Consider the following 15,588-nt stretch of genomic DNA (forward strand, 5'->3'; position numbering starts at 1 on the left):
GGTGAGCGCGTTCGCAGATCCGGGCCGTGGTGGGCGATGTCCGGCCGGTCGGCATCGGGGGTGCGTTGTGGTCGCGTTGGTTTCGCCTGCACGTTTTGGGAACGCGCTGGGCGCGGACGTCCAGGAGGAGTACCGGGGGCGGTTCGAGCGGTGGGGTGATCGGTCCAGCGTCAGGGTGAAACCGGCGCCCGTCCTCCAGGACGGGGACGGGGAGTACTTCTTCTCGCCGGAGCTGGTTCCGGCGGCGGCGCATCCGCTGGTGGCGGGGCTCGGGGACGACGCCGTCCGGCGGTTGCTGGTGCACCGGCTCTACGACTACCTGACGTTCACCGTGGTGCTGGAGCAGGTCGCGGTGATGCCGGTGTCGACGCTGATGAGCCAGGGGCGGCTCGGGGTGGCGCTGCCGGCGGGGCTGCGCGCCGACGCGTTCAAGATCACGACGGACGAGGCGTGGCACGCGCAGTTCTCGTTCGACCTGATGGACCAGGTGGCGCGGCGGACGGGGGTGCCGGTCCGGCTGCCGGAGCGGCCGGCGTTCCTGCGCGGCCTGGCGGAGATCGGCGCGCGCGTCGACCCGGACCTGCGCGGCCTGGACGAGGTGGTCTTCACGATCGTCAGCGAGACGCTGATCTCCGCGCTGCTGTCGGACCTGCCGAAGGACGTCCGGCTGCCGGCCGCGGTGCGGGAGTCGGTCGCCGACCACGCCGCCGACGAGGGACGGCACCACGCGTGCTTCGCCGACCTGCTGACCCGGGTGTGGCCCGCGCTGAGCCGCGACCAGCGGCGGCGGATGGGCCCGTGGGTCCCCGCGTTCGTCCGGACGTTCCTCGAACCCGACCGGCGCGCGCTCGCGTTCGCGCTCCACGAGGTCGGGCTCCCGCCGGACGGCATCGACCAGGTGCTCGCCGAGGCGTACCCGGACGACGCCGTGCGCCGCGCGGTCGCCGACGGCGCGCGGGCGACCGTCCGGCACTTCGCGCGCGCCGGCGCCCTGGACGAGCCCGGAACCCGGGAGGCGTTCCTCGCCTCCGGACTCATCGACGAGAGGTACCCGCTGTGACGACCATCCGCAGAGCGCGCCCGGAGGACGGCAAGCCGATCCGGCGCATGGTCTTCGACGTCCTGTGCGAATACGGCGTCCCCGCCGACCCGGACGACTCCGACGCCGACGTCATGGCGTTCGGGGAGTCGAAGGTCCCGGGCGTCGTGCACCTGGTCGCGGAGGCCGGCGGGAAGCCCGTCGGCTCGGCGATCCTGACGCCCTACGACGCGCGCCGGATCAAGCTCTCCAAGCTGTTCCTCGGCCCCGGCAGCAGGCGGCGCGGCCTCGGCCGGGCGCTGCTGGCGGCGGCGGTCGCGGAGGCCCGCGCCGCCGGCTACGCCGAGATCTTCCTGACCACCCGCGGCCTGTACCGCGAGGCCGTCGGCCTCTACGAGGCGAACGACTGGCTGCGCGGCCCCGACCAGCCGCCGCCCGGACCCGACCGGCTCTACTTCCTGCGATTGGACACCCGATGAAGAAGATCCTGCACGTGCACTCCCCGGGCGGCGCGCCCCTGGAGCACGCGTTCCCGAGGCTCGCCGGATGCGGCGAGCTGCACGTCCTCGCCGTCGGGCCGCTGCCCGACCACACCCGCGACGCGTGGCTGCCGCACTGCGCCGGGCTGACCGACCGCGGCGCGGAGCTGCTGCGCGGCGAGGCGCTGGTCGAGGCGATCACCGCCGAGGCGCGCCGGATCGGCGCGGACGCCGTGACGTTCCTGTCGGAGTTCCTCGTCCTCGCCGTCGCCGAGGCGACCCGGCGGCTCGGCCTGCCCGGGCCCGGCGCGAACGCGATCCGCGCCCGGGACAAGCGGCTGATGCGCGAGGTGTGGCGGGACGCGGGCGTGCCCGTACCGTCCTTCCGGCGGATCGACCGGCCCGCCGACCTCGCGGACGCGTTCGACCGGCTCACGCCGCCGATGCTGCTGAAGCCCGCGTTCGGCGCGGGCTCGGTCGGGCACGCCGTGCTGCGCGACGCCGCCGACCTCGCGTCCGCGCACGACACCGTCGTCCGGACGGTCGGGCAGAGCCTCGACCGGTACGGGTTCGGCGAGATCGGCCTGCCGGACGCGGTGGAGCGGGTGCTGGTCGAGGAGATCGTCGAGGGCTCGACGGACGGCTGGTACGACGACTCCGGGTACGGCGACTACCTCAGCGTCGAGGGCATCGTCGCGGACGGCGTCTACCACCCGGTCTGCATCACCTCGCGGATCCCGACCGTCCCGCCGTTCACCGAGCTGAGCAACAACGCGCCGTGCGTGCTGCCCGAACCGCTCCAGCGCCGGATCGAGGACGTCGCGCACCGCGCCGTGGACGCGCTCGGCCTCGACACCTGCGGGACGCACACCGAGATCAAGCTCGCCGCGGACGGCGCGATGTTCGTGATCGAGTCGGCCGCGCGGTTCGGCGGCTGCATGGTGACCCGCGAGATCGAGGCCGTGTTCGGGATCGACCCGATCGCCCTGCTCACCCGCTGCCTGCTCGGCGAGCGCCCGGCCCTCCCGCCCCGCATGCTCCTGGCGGACGACGGCGAGCGGGCGGCGGCGTCCCTCGCGCTGGTGCCGATCACACCGGACGGCGTGCCCTGGACGTCCAGCCCGGTCTGGGACGCGTCCGCCGCGGACGTCTCCCGGCTCGTCTCGCCCGGCAGCACGATCGAGATCGTCCGCGGCCTCAGCGTCCCGGACGGCACCCGCATCCCGCCCTACGACTTCGCGAACGGCGCGGACAACTGGGCCGGGATCTTCTTCCTCACCGCCAAGGACGCGCCGACGCTCCTCACCGACTGCTACGCGGTCCTGAACGGCCTGGAGGGCCTGCTCATGAACGTCCGACCGTCCATCGCGCGCGCATGAGGGCCGTCGTGGTCATCGGCAGCGGCGAGCAGGCGTACCGCGAGTACCTGCTCGCCGGTGCCGCGCGCGAGGCCCGCCTATGGCTCGTGGACGGCGCGACCCCGACATGGCAGTCCCCGTACCTCGCCGGGGCCGCGACCGCCGACATGTCCGATCCCGACTCCGTCCTCGCCGCCGTCAGAGCGATCGGAGAGGCGGACGACGTCGGCGGCGTGTTCTGCTACGACGAATCCGTTGCGCCCGCGGCCGCGTACGTCGTCCAGGAACTCGGCCTGCCCGGCATGGACGTCGCAACCGTCTGGGCCTGCCGCGACAAGCACCGCACGCGCCGAATCCTCGCCGCGGCCGGCATCCCGCAGCCACCGTCGATCGCGGTCCGCTCGCTGGACGAGGCGCGCGACGCCACCGCCCTGACCGGGTTTCCGGCCGTCCTCAAACCCCGTGCGCTCGGCGCGAGCATGGGCGTCGTCATGGCCCGGACGCCCGCCGAGCTGCCGTCCGCGTACGCCGAAGCGCGCGCGGCCAGGCACGACCGCGTCCCCGGATTCGACGACGGCGTCCTCGTCGAGGGCTACCTGGACGGCCCGGAGATCAGCATCGACGGCATCCTGACCACCGCCGCCCGCACCGAGGCCGCCCGCACCGAGGCCGCCCGCACCGAGGCCGCCCGCACCGAGGCCGCCCGCACCGAGGGCACCCGCACCGAGGGCGCCCGCACCGAGGGCGGCGACTCGGGGGCGGAGTACCGTCCGCTGTTCCTCGCCCGCAAGGAGCTCGGCGCGCCGCCGCACTTCGAGGAGACCGGCCACACCGTCGACCCGCGCGACCCGCTGCTGCGCGACCGGGCCGTCCTCGGGCTGCTCCGCGCCGCGCACCGGGCGCTCGGCGTGCGGGACGCGATCACGCACACCGAGATCAGGCTGACCGCCGCCGGCCCGCGCCTGATCGAGGTCAACCCGCGGCTCGGCGGCGACCTCATCCCGTACCTCGGGATGCTCGCGTCCGGCATCGACCCCGGACGCGCCGCCGCGCGCACCGCGCTCGGACTGCCCGTGCCGCTCGACCCCGACCCGCGCGCCGTCGTCGGCATCCGCTTCCTCTACCCCGACGACGACTGCGAGGTCGAGTCCGTCACGCTCCCCTCGCCGGACGACCATCCCGACCTCCTCGAAGCGGCCGCGACCGTGCACCCCGGCGCCTCCCTGAGAAGGCACCCGCCCGACCGCTACGGCCACGTCATCTGCAAGGGCCCCGACACGGCCTCCTGCCGGTCCGCGCTCAGGCAAGCGGCCCAGGCCGCCCGCCTAACCGCCCGCTCGTGCGAGCCGGCATGACCGTCCTCGATCCACCCCGGCTGCTGACGCGGCCCGTGCTCGTCCTGGCCGCCGGGGTGGCGGTCAACCGGATGGGGGCGTTCGTCCAGATCTTCCTGGTCGTCTACCTCACCGCGGAGGGCTACTCCGCGAGCCGGGCGGGGATCGCGCTCACCGCGTTCGGGGTCGGGTCCGTGCTCGGCGTCCTGCTCGGTGGCGCGGCGACCGACCGGTTCGGCGCGCGGCCCGCGATCATCGGATCGTCGCTGCTCAGCGCGGTCCAGGTCGCCGCGATCCCGGTCACGGGGCCGTTCCCGGCGCTGCTGGCGGTCTGCGCGTCCGCCGGACTGGTCGCGCAGATGTACCGGCCCGCCGCGCTCGTCACGCTATCCGCGCTCGTCCCGCCCGGCCGGCGCGTCCTCGCCACCGCGGTCTACCGGTTCGGGTACAACGTCGGCGCGACGCTCGGCCCGCTGCTCGGCGTCCTGCTGTTCGGCCTGGCGCCCGCCCTCGTCTTCGCCGTGGACGCCGCGAGCTCGGCCCTCTTCGCCCTGGTCGCCTACGCCTGGCTCCCCGCCACCCCGCGCGCCTCGTCCACCACCCGCGAAGCCCCGCCCGAGCGCTCGGCACGCACCGACAGCGGCCCGTCCTCCGGCCGCGAGCCGTCCACCACCCGCGGCCCGTCCCCTCCCCACGGAACGGCGCTCACCCGCGGGACGGCCGCCAACCGCGGTGGGCCGGGCAAGCGCGGGCTGTCCTTTGACGGCGAGGCCGCGGTCGGGCGCGGGGGGTCGGGTGAGCGCGGTGCGCGGACGAGGCGGGCGGGATATCGGGCGGTGGTCGGGGATCCGCGGTTCCTGGGGTTCGCGGTGGCGCTGCTGCTGATCTCCGTCGTGGAGATCCAGTACACCTCCGTGCTGCCGCTGGAGGTCCGCGGGCGCGGGCTGCCGCTCGGCCTGTACGGGGGGCTCGTGGCCGCGAACGGGCTGATCGTGATCGCCGCCGAGATCCCGGTCACCCGGGTCGTCCAGCACTGGAACCGGGGGACCGCGATCCCCGCGGGCATCGCGCTCATCGCCGCCGGCATCACCGGGTTCGCCCTGCCCGGCGCGGCGGGGCTGGTCGCGGCGACGCTGGTTTGGACGGCCGGGGAGATGGTCGCGGCGCCGTCCGCCGCCGCCTACCCGACCCTGGTCTCGGACGATGCGACCCGCGGCCGGTACATCGCCCTCTCCGCGGGCGCGCAGGGTCTCGGGTACGCCCTCGGACCGGCGCTCGGCATCGCGCTCTGGGCCCGGAATTCCGGCGCCTTCTGGCTCGCGTGCGCCCTGCTCGGCCTGCTCGCCGCCGTCCTCGCGCGCTGGACCACGGTCCGGGCGCCGTCCACGCCGGGGGCGGGGATGCTTGACCGCCGGGGTGGGGAGCAGGAGCATGGAGCAGGCGCATAGCCGCGTCAGGAAGCGGAACCGGGGTCTGCCCGGCGGATGAACGGACCGGTGCCGGTGCTGGGTGAGCGAACGGCCCGCCTGCGCGCACTGATCGCCGACCGCGCTGACGGTCAAGGCGTTCCGGTCTCGCTTTCGGTCGTCTGCGAGACCTGCGTGGCGACGGTGGACGTGGACGGTGCCCAGGTGTCGTTGTGGGACGAGGACGGGCAGAGCACGCCGCTCTGCTCGGTGGGGCCGCTCAGTGATCGACTCGAGGAGCTGCGCTTCACCACCGGGGAGGGCCCGGCGATCGAGGCGCTCCGCACGGGCGGTCCGGTACTGGTTTCGGATCTGGACGACGGGCGGAGCGCGCGGCGCTGGCCGCTGTTCGTGCCGGGAGCGCTGGACCTGGGCGTGCAGGCGATGTTCGCGCTGCCGCTCCAGATCGGTGCGGCACAGCTGGGCGTCCTGGAGCTGAACCGGCACCGCCCCGGGCCGCTGGACCGCGAGCCGCTCGCCGACGCGCTGTCGTTCGCGGGCCTGGCCCTCCAGACCGTCCTGGACGAGCAGTCGGGCTTCCGGGGGCGCCGGGTCGTGGACGGCCATGCCCTGGACGGCAATATCCTGGACGGCTGGTTCAGCGACCTGTTCTCGCCCCGCCGAGCGGAGGTGCACCAGGCGACGGGCATGGTCGCGGTGCACCTCAACGTGGGCATCGCCGAGGCGCTGGCCCGGATGCGGGCCTACGCCTACGCCCACGACGAGCCGCTCGGCCGGGTCGCGTCCCGCATCATCTCCGGCGAGCTCCGACTCGAATCCGACGACAGGGACAAGGGAACAGATGACCGCTGATTCTGGACGGGACCCGGAAGCGAGGCCCGAACGTCCCGTGGCGGAGCCGGGGGACACCGCGACGACCCGCGAGGAGCGGCTGGCGCTGACCTTCGTCGAGCTGGCCGACACCCTCACCGACGACTTCGACGTCATAGCGTTCCTGGACAACCTCGCCCGGCGCGCGGTGGAGCTGCTGGACCTGGCGGCGGTCGGGCTGATGCTGACCGACCACGAGGGCCGGCTGCACGTGATGGCCGCCTCGGACGAGCAGGCCCGGCTGCTCGACCTGTTCCAGCTGCAGAACGAGGAGGGGCCATGCCTCGACTCGTTCCGCAGCGGTTTCCCAGTGATCGCGAAGGACCTGGAACGCGAGGGGGACCGCTGGCCGCGCGCGTCCCAGGCCGCGCTGGCCAACGGCTTCCACGCCGTCGCGGCGCTGCCGCTGCGGCTGCGCGACCAGGTGATCGGCGCGATGAACCTGCTCAGCGCCGAGCCCGGACGGCCCGGCCCGCGCGAGGTCGCCGTCGGCCAGGCCTTCGCGGACGTCGCGACCATCGGCATCCTGCAGCAGCGCGCCCTCCAGGAGCAGCACCTGCTGGCCGAGCAACTGCAGACCGCGCTGAACAGCCGGATCATCATCGAGCAGGCCAAGGGCGTCCTCGCCGCCCGCCGGAACATCGACATGGAAGCGGCGTTCGCGCTGCTCAGGGACCGTGCGCGGAGCACCAACCGGCGGCTCTCGGAACTCGCCGCCGCCGTCGTCCGGGGCAAGGCCGACGTGGCGGACCTCCTGGCCGGGGGGCAGAAGGCCGAATAGGGCCCAATCGGCCGTCCGCGCCCTTGGCGGACGCAGCGCACGGGCATACGCTCCGTATGTCGGTCGGCGAACTCCCCGACGAGGGGGGCAAGCAACAGCCGCTGCCCCGGACCCCGGCAGCTCTACCAGATGTGGAGAGCGATGGTCCGACGGGCGGACGGCGTGTGTGCCAGGGCGAGATGCCGTGCATGACCGCCCCCGCTCCTGCTGAGCCGTCACGGTCCTCCGGGCCGTGACGGGATCGCCGCGGGGTGCCCTCCCCCCACTGCCGGCCCCACCCGCCCCCGGGACGGCAGCCCACCCTGCGGCGATCCCTCAGCCGACCTGACCCCCAGGCCACCTGGGTCCCTCGGCCACCCGGCCCGTCCACCCTCCGCCATCCAGGCGCCTTCACCTTCGGCCACCCGGCCTCCCCCCGGCCTCTTGGCTCTCGGCCGTCCCGGCTTCCTCCGCCGCTCTGCTTCTCCACGCCGAAGCGTCCTCGCGGGCGCCTACAGGGTGTGGACGGAGCGCGGAGCGGCGTAGTCGATCGGGCCGTGATACCTGGTCGCGGCGCGCTTCGTCGCCTCGTCCGGGATGAGGAACGGGCCGACGTGCGTGACCAGCAGGCGCCGGGCGCCCGCCGCCCGCGCGGTGTCCCCGGCGTCCTCGGGCGTGTGGTGGACGGCCTCGTCCGGCGGGAGGCGATCCGGGGTGTCGGCCTCGCAGAGCAGCAGGTCGCAGCCGGCGGCCAGCTCGGTCAGGGCCGTGCAGGGGGCGGTGTCGCCCGAGTAGGCGAGCGTCCGTCCCGCCGCCTCGGCGCGCAGGGCGAAGGCGGGCATGCCGTGGGACACGGCCCGGCTGGTCAGGCCGACCCCGCCGACCTCGGCGCGGTGCCCGTCGGACAGCTCCTCGATCGCGAACGCCGACTCGACCGGACTGCGCCGGGACGAGTTGGTCAGGAAGCGCGCCAGCCGGTCGGCGATGCCGGGCGGCCCGTACAGCGGGATCGGCGCGTCCAGCCGGATGTCGGCGTAGAGCGCGCCGTAGTAGGCCGTGAGCAGGTCGGCGGTGTGGTCGGCGTGCAGGTGCGAGACCCAGATCGCGTCCAGCTCGTCCAGCCGGACGTGGCGGCGGAGCTCGGCGAGCGTGCCCGTCCCGGCGTCCAGCCAGATCCGGGTGCGCCCGGCGGTGAGCAGGTAGCCGGAGCACGGGTTGCCGGGGTCCGGGTACGGGGTCGCGGATCCGAGGACGGTGAGGCGGGGCGTGTCGGCGGGCATCCGCGCAGGCTAGCGGGAAAAACCCCGCCGGGTAGTGTCCATTTCCGCGTCCTCCGTCCGTGGACGGGGTGCGCGCCGCGGCGGCGCGGGACGCGAGAGGGAGACGGCGTTGAAGTACATGATGATGATCTACGCGGGCTCGGTCGGCGAGGAGGTCGCGTCCGGCGAGGAGGCCGCGTCCGGCGCCGCAGACACCGCCGGGTTCGAGGCGTGGCAGCGCTACCACGAGCAGGTCCGGGACGCGGGGATCCTGGTCTCGTCCGAGTCCCTGGCCGACCTGGTCACCGCCACGACCGTCCGGGTGGACGAGGCGGGCGAGCGGACGGTCACCGACGGCCCGTTCGCCGAGTCCCGCGAGGTGCTGGGCGGCTTCTACGTCATCGACGTCCCCGACCTGGACGCCGCCCTCGACTGGGCCGCCCGCTGCCCCGGGTCCCGGGGCGACGGCGCCGTGGTCGTCCGCCCGGTCGCCGACTTCGGAGCCTGACCGTGCCCGCGTCCTCCGCCCGGAACGAGGACTCCGGGTCCGGTTCGGGGCGGGTGCGGGTCGAGGAGGTGTTCCGGGAGGAGCACGGGCGGCTGCTGGCGGCGCTCGCCCGCCGGTTCGGCGATCTCGACCTGGCCGAGGAGGCCGCGGCGGACGCGCTGGAGGCGGCCGTGACCCGCTGGCCGGTGGACGGCGTCCCGCCCAACCCCGGCGGGTGGCTGATGACGACGGCCCGCCGCCGCGCCGTGGACAGGCTGCGCCGCGACAAGGCCCTCGCCGTCCGGCTGGCGATGCTGCGGGTCGAGGCCGAGCGCGCGGAAACCGCCCCGGACGCGTCGGGGGCGTTCGAGGTGTCCGGCGCGTCCGGCGCGTCCGGCGCGTCCGGGGCGTCAGGCGAGGCCGACCTTCCGGACGAGCGGCTCCGGCTGTTCTTCACCTGCGCCCATCCGGCGCTGCCCGCCGAGGACCGGGTGGCGCTCACCCTGCGCTTCCTCGGCGGCCTCGGCACGCCGGAGGTCGCGCGCGCCTTCCTGGTGCCGGTCGAGACGATGGCGAAGCGGATCACCCGCGCCAAGAAGAAGATCACCCAGGCGCGGATCCCGTTCCGCGGGCCTGCTCGCGTTGATGCTGCTCGTGCACGCGCGGCGCGCGACGCGCATCGGCCCGGACGGGAGCCTCGCGCTGCTGGCCGACCAGGACCGCACCCGCTGGGACCGCGAGATGATCGCGGAGGGCCGCGCCCTGGTCGTCACCGCCCTCACCGGCGGACGCCCCGGCCCCTACGGCGTCCAGGCGGCGATCGCGGCGCTGCACGCCGAGGCGCCGGACGTCGAACGCACCGACTGGCCGCAGATCGCCGCGCTGTACGACGTGCTGCTCGCGCTCGCGCCGTCCCCGGTCGTGGCGCTGAACCGGGCCGTCGCCATCGCCATGCGGGACGGCCCGGAGGCGGGCCTGGCACTCCTCGACGACCTCAAGGACGAGCCGAAACTGCGCGCCTACCACCCCTACCTGGCCGCCCGCGCCGACCTGCTGGACCGCCTCGGCCGCCTGCCCGAGGCGGCGTCCGCCTACCGCGCGGCCCTGGAACTGGCCGGAACCGAGCCCGAACGCGCCCACCTCCGCCACCGCCTGGCCGCCATCGAGGAACAGCCGTAACAGGCCGGGCCCGGTTGGCCTCCCGGCTTCCTCAGCGGGCGTCGATCCAGACGGGGTTGGTGAGGGCGGCCATCGGTCCTGGCGTCCCGTCCGCGGCGGCCGCGTGCCGGACCTCCGCGCGGACGTAGGTCGCGTAGGACGGCGTCGTCCGCCACTCGAATGTGCCGGCGCCCGAGTCGGGCAGCGCGGACGTGAACAGCGGCCCCTGGTCGGTGATGAACCGGACCGTGCACCCCGAACCGACCCCGGACACCTCCAGCCGGACGGTCACCTCGGCGTCGGCCCGCGCCGAGAGCCGCTCGCCGATGCCGGCCTTCCGCCCGCCGCCGGACACCCCGAAGTCCAGGTTCACCTTGGACGACTCGGCGATCCAGCTCCGCCCGGCGCGCAGCCCCGCGAGGATCGCCGGGCGCGTCAGGTCGTCCGCCAGCACGACGGTCTGCGGCAGCCCGACGACCTGCGGCTCCCGGTGCGCGTCGCTGTTGCCCATCGCGGGCAGCCAGCGCTTCCGGCCTCGCGCGGCGGCGACGAGCTGGTTGTCCCAGTCGCCGATCGACATCTCGTCGTCGGGGGAGTAGGTGGAGTTCCACACCTCCATCGCGTCCGCCTGCTCGTAGCCGTACTTCCAGAACGAGCCGATGGACGTCCCGTGCGGGTGCGCCGGGACCACGATCCCGCCCGCCTCGCGGATCTGGTGCGCGTACCGCTCCCACTCGTCGTCCCGCGCGCGGTAGCGCCAGTCGATGAACGTGCCGGGCTCGATGCCGAGCGCGAGGACGTGCCCGTTGCGGGTGGTGACCTCCTCGCCGGTGAGGATCAGCAGGTCGTCGCCCCACAGCCCGCCCCACGCGCCGTGCGAGGACGAGGTGTTGTGCTCGGTCGTGGTGATGAAGTCGAGCCCGGCGGCGCGCGCTGCGGCGGCGACCTCGGCGGGCGTCCGCTTGCCGTCGGAGTAGACCGTGTGCAGGTGGCAGTCGCCGCGGTACCAGGCGCGGCCGCGGCCCTTGGCGCGCGCCGGCGGGTACACCGGGCGCGGCGCCGCGCCCGCCTTGCCGTACCGCAGGGTGATCGTCACGTTGTAGTTCACGCCCTGCGGCGCGACCGTGTACGGGCCGAGGACGATGTGCCAGGTCCCGGGGTTGACCGGCCCGGCGAGGTAGCCGGGCGTCGCCTGCTCCGCGCTGATCGCGAACTCGGTGCGCGCGCCGCCGGACCAGCCGCGGAACCCGCGCCCGCCGAGCTTGGTGCCGCGCTCGTCGAAGATGCCGATGTCGCACGCGTTGCCCTGCGTCCCGGACGGCACGGTCGGCCGGTCGTAGGAGTAGGAGACCGCGATCTCCCGGACGCCGCGCGGCACCTCCACCGGCAGGTACACGTAGTCGGCGGCGCCGGTCGGCAGGTGCCCGCTGACCGTCTTGGTCACCTCCCCGGACCCGGGCGGCGGCGTGCCGGGAGCCGCGCCGGGCGCGTCCGCGTGCGCGAACGTGACGGGGTCGAGGGTGAGCACCCCCGCACCCGCGATCACCGAGAGCCTGAGTACGTCGCGACGCCGCATGCGTGCCTCCAACCGGAACGGGAACCGCCGGTCAGCGTCGTCCCCGCCGGTTACGGGCGCGCGACGCGATCACGATCATCCGATGGCGCCCAGGCGAAGCCGCCGCTCCTTCCGCCGGCCGGAACGCCGCCGGCTACGTGGGCCGGCTAAGGGGAGGTGGCGGCCAGGCAGGAGTGGACGAAGTCGCGGACGGCCGCGTCGTCGTCCCGGTGCGGCGGCCAGGCGACGCCGACGCGGCTGGGGGAGACGCCGGTGAGCGGCCGGTACACGACGCCCGGACGCGCGTAGTACCGGGACGCGGATTCCGGCGCGAGCGCGATTCCGTAGCCGTTCGCGATCGCGTTGAGCCATTCGTCCGGCTGGGCGGTGACGGCGCCGATGCGGGCCGCTTGTCCGTGGCGTTGATCGGACGCGAGCCAGTAGTCGCGCCATTCTCCCGTCTCCGGCGGTGCGGCGACGAAAGGCTCGTCGAGCAGTTCGTGAAACGCGATGACGTCGCGTTCCGCGAGGGGATGCGCGGCCGCGAGGGCGAGGCAGCGCGGCTCGGTGAACAGGTCGCGGACGTTCCAGGCGTCCGAGCCGGGGAACGGGAGGCGGACGAGCGCCGCGTCCACCTCGCCCGACGCGAGTCCCGCCGTCGGGTCGCTCCAGGCGGCCTGGACCGTGTCGACGCGCCATCCGGGACGCCGTCCGGCGAACTCCGCGATGATCTGCTGCGTGGCCTCGTTCGCGCCGCTCGCCACGAACCCGACGCGCAGCACATGGACGGCCCGCCGCGCCTCGGCCCGCGTCTCCCGGACCGTCCGGTCCCAGGCCGCGAGCAGCGACGGCACGCGCCCGGCGAGCGCGCGGCCGGCCTCGGTGAGCGCCATCCCCGTGTGCGACCGGACGAACAGCTGCACCCCGAGGACGTCCTCCAGCCGCTTCATCTGCTTGGTGAGCGCGGGCTGCGACACCCGCATGAGCTCGGCGGCGGCCGTCAGGTTCTCCTCCTCGGCGACCGTGGCGAAATACCGCAGCAGCTTCGAGTCGAAGTCCATTCCTCCAGGTTATCGACGCGGGAATTGGACGGTCCCGAGGGCCTGCAGAAGGCTGGGCGGCGCAACGTCCCCCGGTTCGGGAGTGATTGTCCATGTTCGCTGCTTACGTCGCCGTGACCGCCGTCGCGATCGCGGCCAACCTCGCGATAGCCGTCGCCGACTTCGCGCGGGCGCCGTTCGTCCTCGCCAACGCGGCCGAGGTGCGGATGCCGATGCGTCTGCTCCCGGTCGTCGCCGTCCTCAAGACCGCCGGGGCGCTCGGACTGCTGGCCGGGCTGCTCGGCGTCCGCTGGCTGGGCGCCGCGGCGGCCCTCGGGCTCACGCTGTTCTTCGCCTGCGCGCTCGGCGCGCACGTCCGCGCCCGCGTCTTCTACAACATCGCCTTCCCAGGCGCCTTCTTCGCCGTCTCCCTCGCCGCCCTCCTCCTCGCACTCGCCCGGCTCTGACAGACGGTTTTGTTCCCTTGACTCGGCGTTCCTGGGAGGATCTCCCCGGAACCGAACGACGAAGGGAGCGCCGCGGGATGGAACCGCTGCGGGACGCCGACCCCCGGCACGCGGGCCCCTACCGGCTCGCCGCCCGGCTGGGCGGCGGCGGGATGGGCGAGGTCTACCTGGGCACCTCGCCCGGCGGGATGACCGTCGCGGTCAAGATCGTCCGGCGGCACCTGCTCCAGGGCGACCCGTCCTTCCGGCGCCGGTTCGCCCGCGAGGTCGACGCCGCGCGCAGCGTCGGCGGCTTCTACACCGCGCAGGTCGTGGACGCCGATACCGAGGCCGAGCAGCCCTGGCTCGCGACCGCCTACATCCCCGGGCCGTCCCTGTTCGACGCCGTGAGCGGGCGCGGCCGGCCGATGCCCGAGCAGGCGGTCCGGGTGCTCGGCGCGGGCCTCGCCGAGGGGCTCGCCGCGATCCACGGCTTCGGCGTCGTGCACCGCGACCTGACCCCGCGCAACGTGATCCTCGCGGACGGCGGCCCGCGCATCATCGACTTCGGCATCGCCCGCGCCCTGGACGCCGCGCCGAACCCGGCCAGCGGCCTGATCGGCACCCCCGAGTACATGTCGCCCGAGCACGCGAAGGGACGCGCGACCGGCCCGTCCGGCGACGTGTTCTCGCTCGGGTCGGTGCTCGCGTTCGCCGCCACCGGACGCAGCCCGTTCGCGGCCGAGTCGACGCTCGCCGCGCTGCACCGCGTCATCGACGACGCGCCCGACCTGCGCGACGTCCCGGCCGGGCTGGTGCCGGTGATCGCCGCCTGCCTCGCCAAGTCCCCGGACGCGCGCCCGGACGTCACCGAGGTCCTCGAACGCCTCGCCTCGCCCGCCGAAGCGGTCACCGAATGGCTGCCGCGCGACCTGACCGACATGGTCACCGACTACAGGGCCCGCTCGATCGAGGTCCTGCGCGGGACGCTGCCCTACACGGAACAGATCGACCAGCCGCCGAAACCCAGGGAACGGCCCGATCCACGGCCCGACTCCGTGGTGGTCGCACCGAAGCCCGACCCTGCCAGCCCGCCGCCGAGCCCTGTGGCGCCGAGTCCGGCGGTGCAGAAGCCAGCCGAGCCGACCCCGGTCGCCTCGTCGAAGGCTCCACCTCAGAAACCGGCCACTCCACGACAGGCCCCAACGAAAGCGGCCGCCCCGAAACCGACCCCGCCGAGAGTGGCCGCCTCGAAACCAGCCCCGCCGAAGCAGGCCGCCGCGAGACCGGCCGCACGAAAGCGTGTGGCGGCGAAACCGGCCGCGACGCCGACTCCGGCGCCGAAACCGGCGGCACCGCCCAGGCCCGCCACGCAGCCGAGACCCTCGTCCGCCGCGTCCTCGACCACCAGGCCGTCAAGCCCGGCGAGCAGCGGAGGGACGACAGCGGCATCCGCGTCGTCCAGCTCATCCGGTTCGTCCGACAATGGCTTCGGCAAGGGGGCCGCCGTCGTGGTGGCGCTCATCCTCGGCTGGGTGCTGCTGCACTTCTACGTGGGCGGCGCGCGCCAGGCGAGCATCGGCGACTGCGTCTACCTGTGGAACGGCCGGACGTGGAACAAGGAACCGTGCAAGCACCCGATGATGGGGGAGCCCAGTTTCGTGGTTGTGGGCCGCTACGTCGACGGCAGCAACGCCTACCGTCCGCCCGCCAACTCGCTCTACCCCAGCAGCCTCTACAGCACGACGACGCCGTGCGTGCTCGCCGACCGGAAGGCGTACTTCCCCGCGACGAAGAAGAGCGTCGGCGTCACCCTGTGCCTGCGCGCCTTCGTCAAGAAGAAGAAGTGACCGCGCGGACGCTCGGTCAGGAGTGCGTGGGACTGGCGGGGGGCGTGGCGGTGAAACGGAAGGTGACGTCGGCGGGCTCGCTCGCGGACGCCGCGTCCCGTGCGACGGACGTCGAGATCTCGTAGACGACCTCGTGGTCCTCGCCGTCGCCGCGGCCGGTCCAGCGGCCGAACGGGCGGTCCCGGCGGGCGAGGTCGAGCAGCGTCCCGCTGAAGACGGGGAACGGCATCAGGCCGCCCGCCTGCTCGAACACCCCGACATGCACGTTCCTGGACATCGCACCCGGCTCCGGGCACTCGACCTGGAGGCCGATCACGGCGTCCTCGGCGTCCCGGTAGCGGACGACGACGCTGCTCACGCCGTGCTCGCCGGGTGCGAGCCCCTCCAGGTGGAGGTTCGCGGCGGCTTCCGTGCCGCCGGCCAACGACAGCACCGGGCCGGACGCGGCGGCCGACGGCCCGGGGGCGGGGACGGCGGCCGAGGGGCCAGGGGCGGACGCGGACTGAACGGTCATACGACTACTCCT

15 protein-coding genes and 1 pseudogene are annotated in these 15,588 nt (G+C 74.4%); 12 read left to right on the forward strand and 4 right to left on the reverse strand.

What is annotated here, in order from left to right:
• The first annotated feature begins 67 nt into the window (after positions 1 to 67).
• From FHU30_RS08315 to FHU30_RS08345, 7 genes are read left to right on the forward strand one after another with little or no spacing between them, the layout of a single operon-like run.
• Entirely contained in the window at positions 68 to 1,060 is a 993-nt protein-coding gene (locus FHU30_RS08315; protein WP_253873623.1) for a diiron oxygenase, read from the forward strand.
• Entirely contained in the window at positions 1,057 to 1,518 is a 462-nt protein-coding gene (locus FHU30_RS08320; protein ID WP_253873625.1) for a GNAT family N-acetyltransferase, read from the forward strand. Before FHU30_RS08315 ends, FHU30_RS08320 begins: the two co-directional genes overlap by 4 nt.
• Positions 1,515 to 2,897 carry an ATP-grasp domain-containing protein gene (locus FHU30_RS08325; protein ID WP_253873627.1) on the forward strand — a complete coding sequence of 461 codons (1,383 nt, stop codon included), beginning with the start codon at positions 1,515 to 1,517 and terminating at the stop codon, positions 2,895 to 2,897. Before FHU30_RS08320 ends, FHU30_RS08325 begins: the two co-directional genes overlap by 4 nt.
• Positions 2,894 to 4,231, forward strand: coding sequence for an ATP-grasp domain-containing protein (locus FHU30_RS08330; protein ID WP_253873629.1), 1,338 nt, complete (start codon positions 2,894 to 2,896; stop codon positions 4,229 to 4,231). The genes FHU30_RS08325 and FHU30_RS08330 overlap by 4 nt, the downstream gene beginning before the upstream one ends.
• Positions 4,228 to 5,658 carry an MFS transporter gene (locus FHU30_RS08335; protein WP_253873631.1) on the forward strand — a complete coding sequence of 477 codons (1,431 nt, stop codon included), beginning with the start codon at positions 4,228 to 4,230 and terminating at the stop codon, positions 5,656 to 5,658. The genes FHU30_RS08330 and FHU30_RS08335 overlap by 4 nt, the downstream gene beginning before the upstream one ends.
• A gap of 54 nt (positions 5,659 to 5,712) precedes the next feature.
• Complete coding sequence (locus FHU30_RS08340; RefSeq protein WP_253873633.1) at positions 5,713 to 6,489, forward strand: GAF and ANTAR domain-containing protein; 777 nt, start codon at positions 5,713 to 5,715, stop codon at positions 6,487 to 6,489.
• Between the two features lie 37 nt (positions 6,490 to 6,526).
• On the forward strand, positions 6,527 to 7,288 hold the full coding sequence (locus tag FHU30_RS08345; protein WP_253873635.1) for an ANTAR domain-containing protein: 762 nt from the start codon (positions 6,527 to 6,529) through the stop codon (positions 7,286 to 7,288).
• A gap of 491 nt (positions 7,289 to 7,779) precedes the next feature.
• Here the strand turns inward: FHU30_RS08345 and FHU30_RS08350 are convergent, their stop codons facing one another.
• The gene (locus FHU30_RS08350; protein WP_253873637.1) at positions 7,780 to 8,547 is read right to left on the reverse strand and encodes an MBL fold metallo-hydrolase; all 768 of its coding nucleotides are present in this window, start codon (positions 8,545 to 8,547) and stop codon (positions 7,780 to 7,782) included.
• A 118-nt stretch (positions 8,548 to 8,665) separates the two neighbouring features.
• Between FHU30_RS08350 and FHU30_RS08355 the strand changes: the two genes are divergently transcribed.
• The 3 genes and pseudogenes from FHU30_RS08355 (at position 8,666) to FHU30_RS46950 (ending at position 10,192) form a co-directional block, all read left to right on the forward strand.
• Positions 8,666 to 9,034: a YciI family protein gene (locus FHU30_RS08355; protein ID WP_253873909.1), complete on the forward strand. Its 369-nt coding sequence runs from the start codon at positions 8,666 to 8,668 to the stop codon at positions 9,032 to 9,034.
• Positions 9,035 to 9,102: 68 nt separating this feature from the next.
• A pseudogene (locus tag FHU30_RS46945) lies at positions 9,103 to 9,558 on the forward strand (sigma factor); the annotation flags it as partial.
• Positions 9,559 to 9,658: 100 nt separating this feature from the next.
• Positions 9,659 to 10,192 (forward strand): DUF6596 domain-containing protein, encoded by a 534-nt coding sequence (locus FHU30_RS46950; protein WP_308211232.1) that lies wholly within the window; start codon positions 9,659 to 9,661, stop codon positions 10,190 to 10,192.
• A 31-nt stretch (positions 10,193 to 10,223) separates the two neighbouring features.
• On the opposite strand, the gene FHU30_RS08365 is transcribed toward FHU30_RS46950, so the two are convergent.
• The gene (locus FHU30_RS08365; RefSeq protein ID WP_253873639.1) at positions 10,224 to 11,747 is read right to left on the reverse strand and encodes a CehA/McbA family metallohydrolase; all 1,524 of its coding nucleotides are present in this window, start codon (positions 11,745 to 11,747) and stop codon (positions 10,224 to 10,226) included.
• Positions 11,748 to 11,893: 146 nt separating this feature from the next.
• The gene (locus FHU30_RS08370; protein ID WP_253873641.1) at positions 11,894 to 12,787 is read right to left on the reverse strand and encodes a LysR family transcriptional regulator; all 894 of its coding nucleotides are present in this window, start codon (positions 12,785 to 12,787) and stop codon (positions 11,894 to 11,896) included.
• Between the two features lie 92 nt (positions 12,788 to 12,879).
• Between FHU30_RS08370 and FHU30_RS08375 the strand changes: the two genes are divergently transcribed.
• Together FHU30_RS08375 and FHU30_RS08380 are read left to right on the forward strand one after the other, a co-directional pair.
• Positions 12,880 to 13,233 carry a DoxX family protein gene (locus FHU30_RS08375; RefSeq protein ID WP_253873643.1) on the forward strand — a complete coding sequence of 118 codons (354 nt, stop codon included), beginning with the start codon at positions 12,880 to 12,882 and terminating at the stop codon, positions 13,231 to 13,233.
• A 77-nt stretch (positions 13,234 to 13,310) separates the two neighbouring features.
• A complete protein-coding gene (locus tag FHU30_RS08380; protein WP_253873645.1) occupies positions 13,311 to 15,062 on the forward strand; it encodes a serine/threonine-protein kinase in 1,752 nt (583 codons plus the stop codon).
• A 16-nt stretch (positions 15,063 to 15,078) separates the two neighbouring features.
• Here FHU30_RS08380 and FHU30_RS08385 read toward each other — a convergent pair whose 3' ends face one another.
• The gene (locus FHU30_RS08385) at positions 15,079 to 15,576 is read right to left on the reverse strand and encodes a hypothetical protein (RefSeq protein WP_253873647.1); all 498 of its coding nucleotides are present in this window, start codon (positions 15,574 to 15,576) and stop codon (positions 15,079 to 15,081) included.
• Between the last annotated feature and the right edge of the window lie 12 nt (positions 15,577 to 15,588).

The sequence above is a fragment of the Actinomadura rupiterrae genome (genome assembly GCF_024172125.1).
Classification (GTDB): Bacteria; Actinomycetota; Actinomycetes; order Streptosporangiales; family Streptosporangiaceae; genus Spirillospora; species Spirillospora rupiterrae.

What these genes read in the sequence shown, in the direction of transcription:
- FHU30_RS08325 (WP_253873627.1), top strand. Translation starts at nt 1,515, where the DNA reads ATGAAGAAGATCCTGCACGTGCACTCCCCGGGCGGCGCGCCCCTGGAG.
- FHU30_RS08330 (WP_253873629.1), top strand. Translation starts at nt 2,894, where the DNA reads ATGAGGGCCGTCGTGGTCATCGGCAGCGGCGAGCAGGCGTACCGCGAG.
- FHU30_RS08335 (WP_253873631.1), top strand. Translation starts at nt 4,228, where the DNA reads ATGACCGTCCTCGATCCACCCCGGCTGCTGACGCGGCCCGTGCTCGTC.
- FHU30_RS08350 (WP_253873637.1), bottom strand. Translation starts at nt 8,547, where the DNA reads ATGCCCGCCGACACGCCCCGCCTCACCGTCCTCGGATCCGCGACCCCG.
- FHU30_RS08355 (WP_253873909.1), top strand. Translation starts at nt 8,666, where the DNA reads ATGATGATGATCTACGCGGGCTCGGTCGGCGAGGAGGTCGCGTCCGGC.
- FHU30_RS46950 (WP_308211232.1), top strand. Translation starts at nt 9,659, where the DNA reads ATGCTGCTCGTGCACGCGCGGCGCGCGACGCGCATCGGCCCGGACGGG.
- FHU30_RS08365 (WP_253873639.1), bottom strand. Translation starts at nt 11,747, where the DNA reads ATGCGGCGTCGCGACGTACTCAGGCTCTCGGTGATCGCGGGTGCGGGG.
- FHU30_RS08370 (WP_253873641.1), bottom strand. Translation starts at nt 12,787, where the DNA reads ATGGACTTCGACTCGAAGCTGCTGCGGTATTTCGCCACGGTCGCCGAG.
- FHU30_RS08375 (WP_253873643.1), top strand. Translation starts at nt 12,880, where the DNA reads ATGTTCGCTGCTTACGTCGCCGTGACCGCCGTCGCGATCGCGGCCAAC.
- FHU30_RS08380 (WP_253873645.1), top strand. Translation starts at nt 13,311, where the DNA reads ATGGAACCGCTGCGGGACGCCGACCCCCGGCACGCGGGCCCCTACCGG.
- FHU30_RS08385 (WP_253873647.1), bottom strand. Translation starts at nt 15,576, where the DNA reads ATGACCGTTCAGTCCGCGTCCGCCCCTGGCCCCTCGGCCGCCGTCCCC.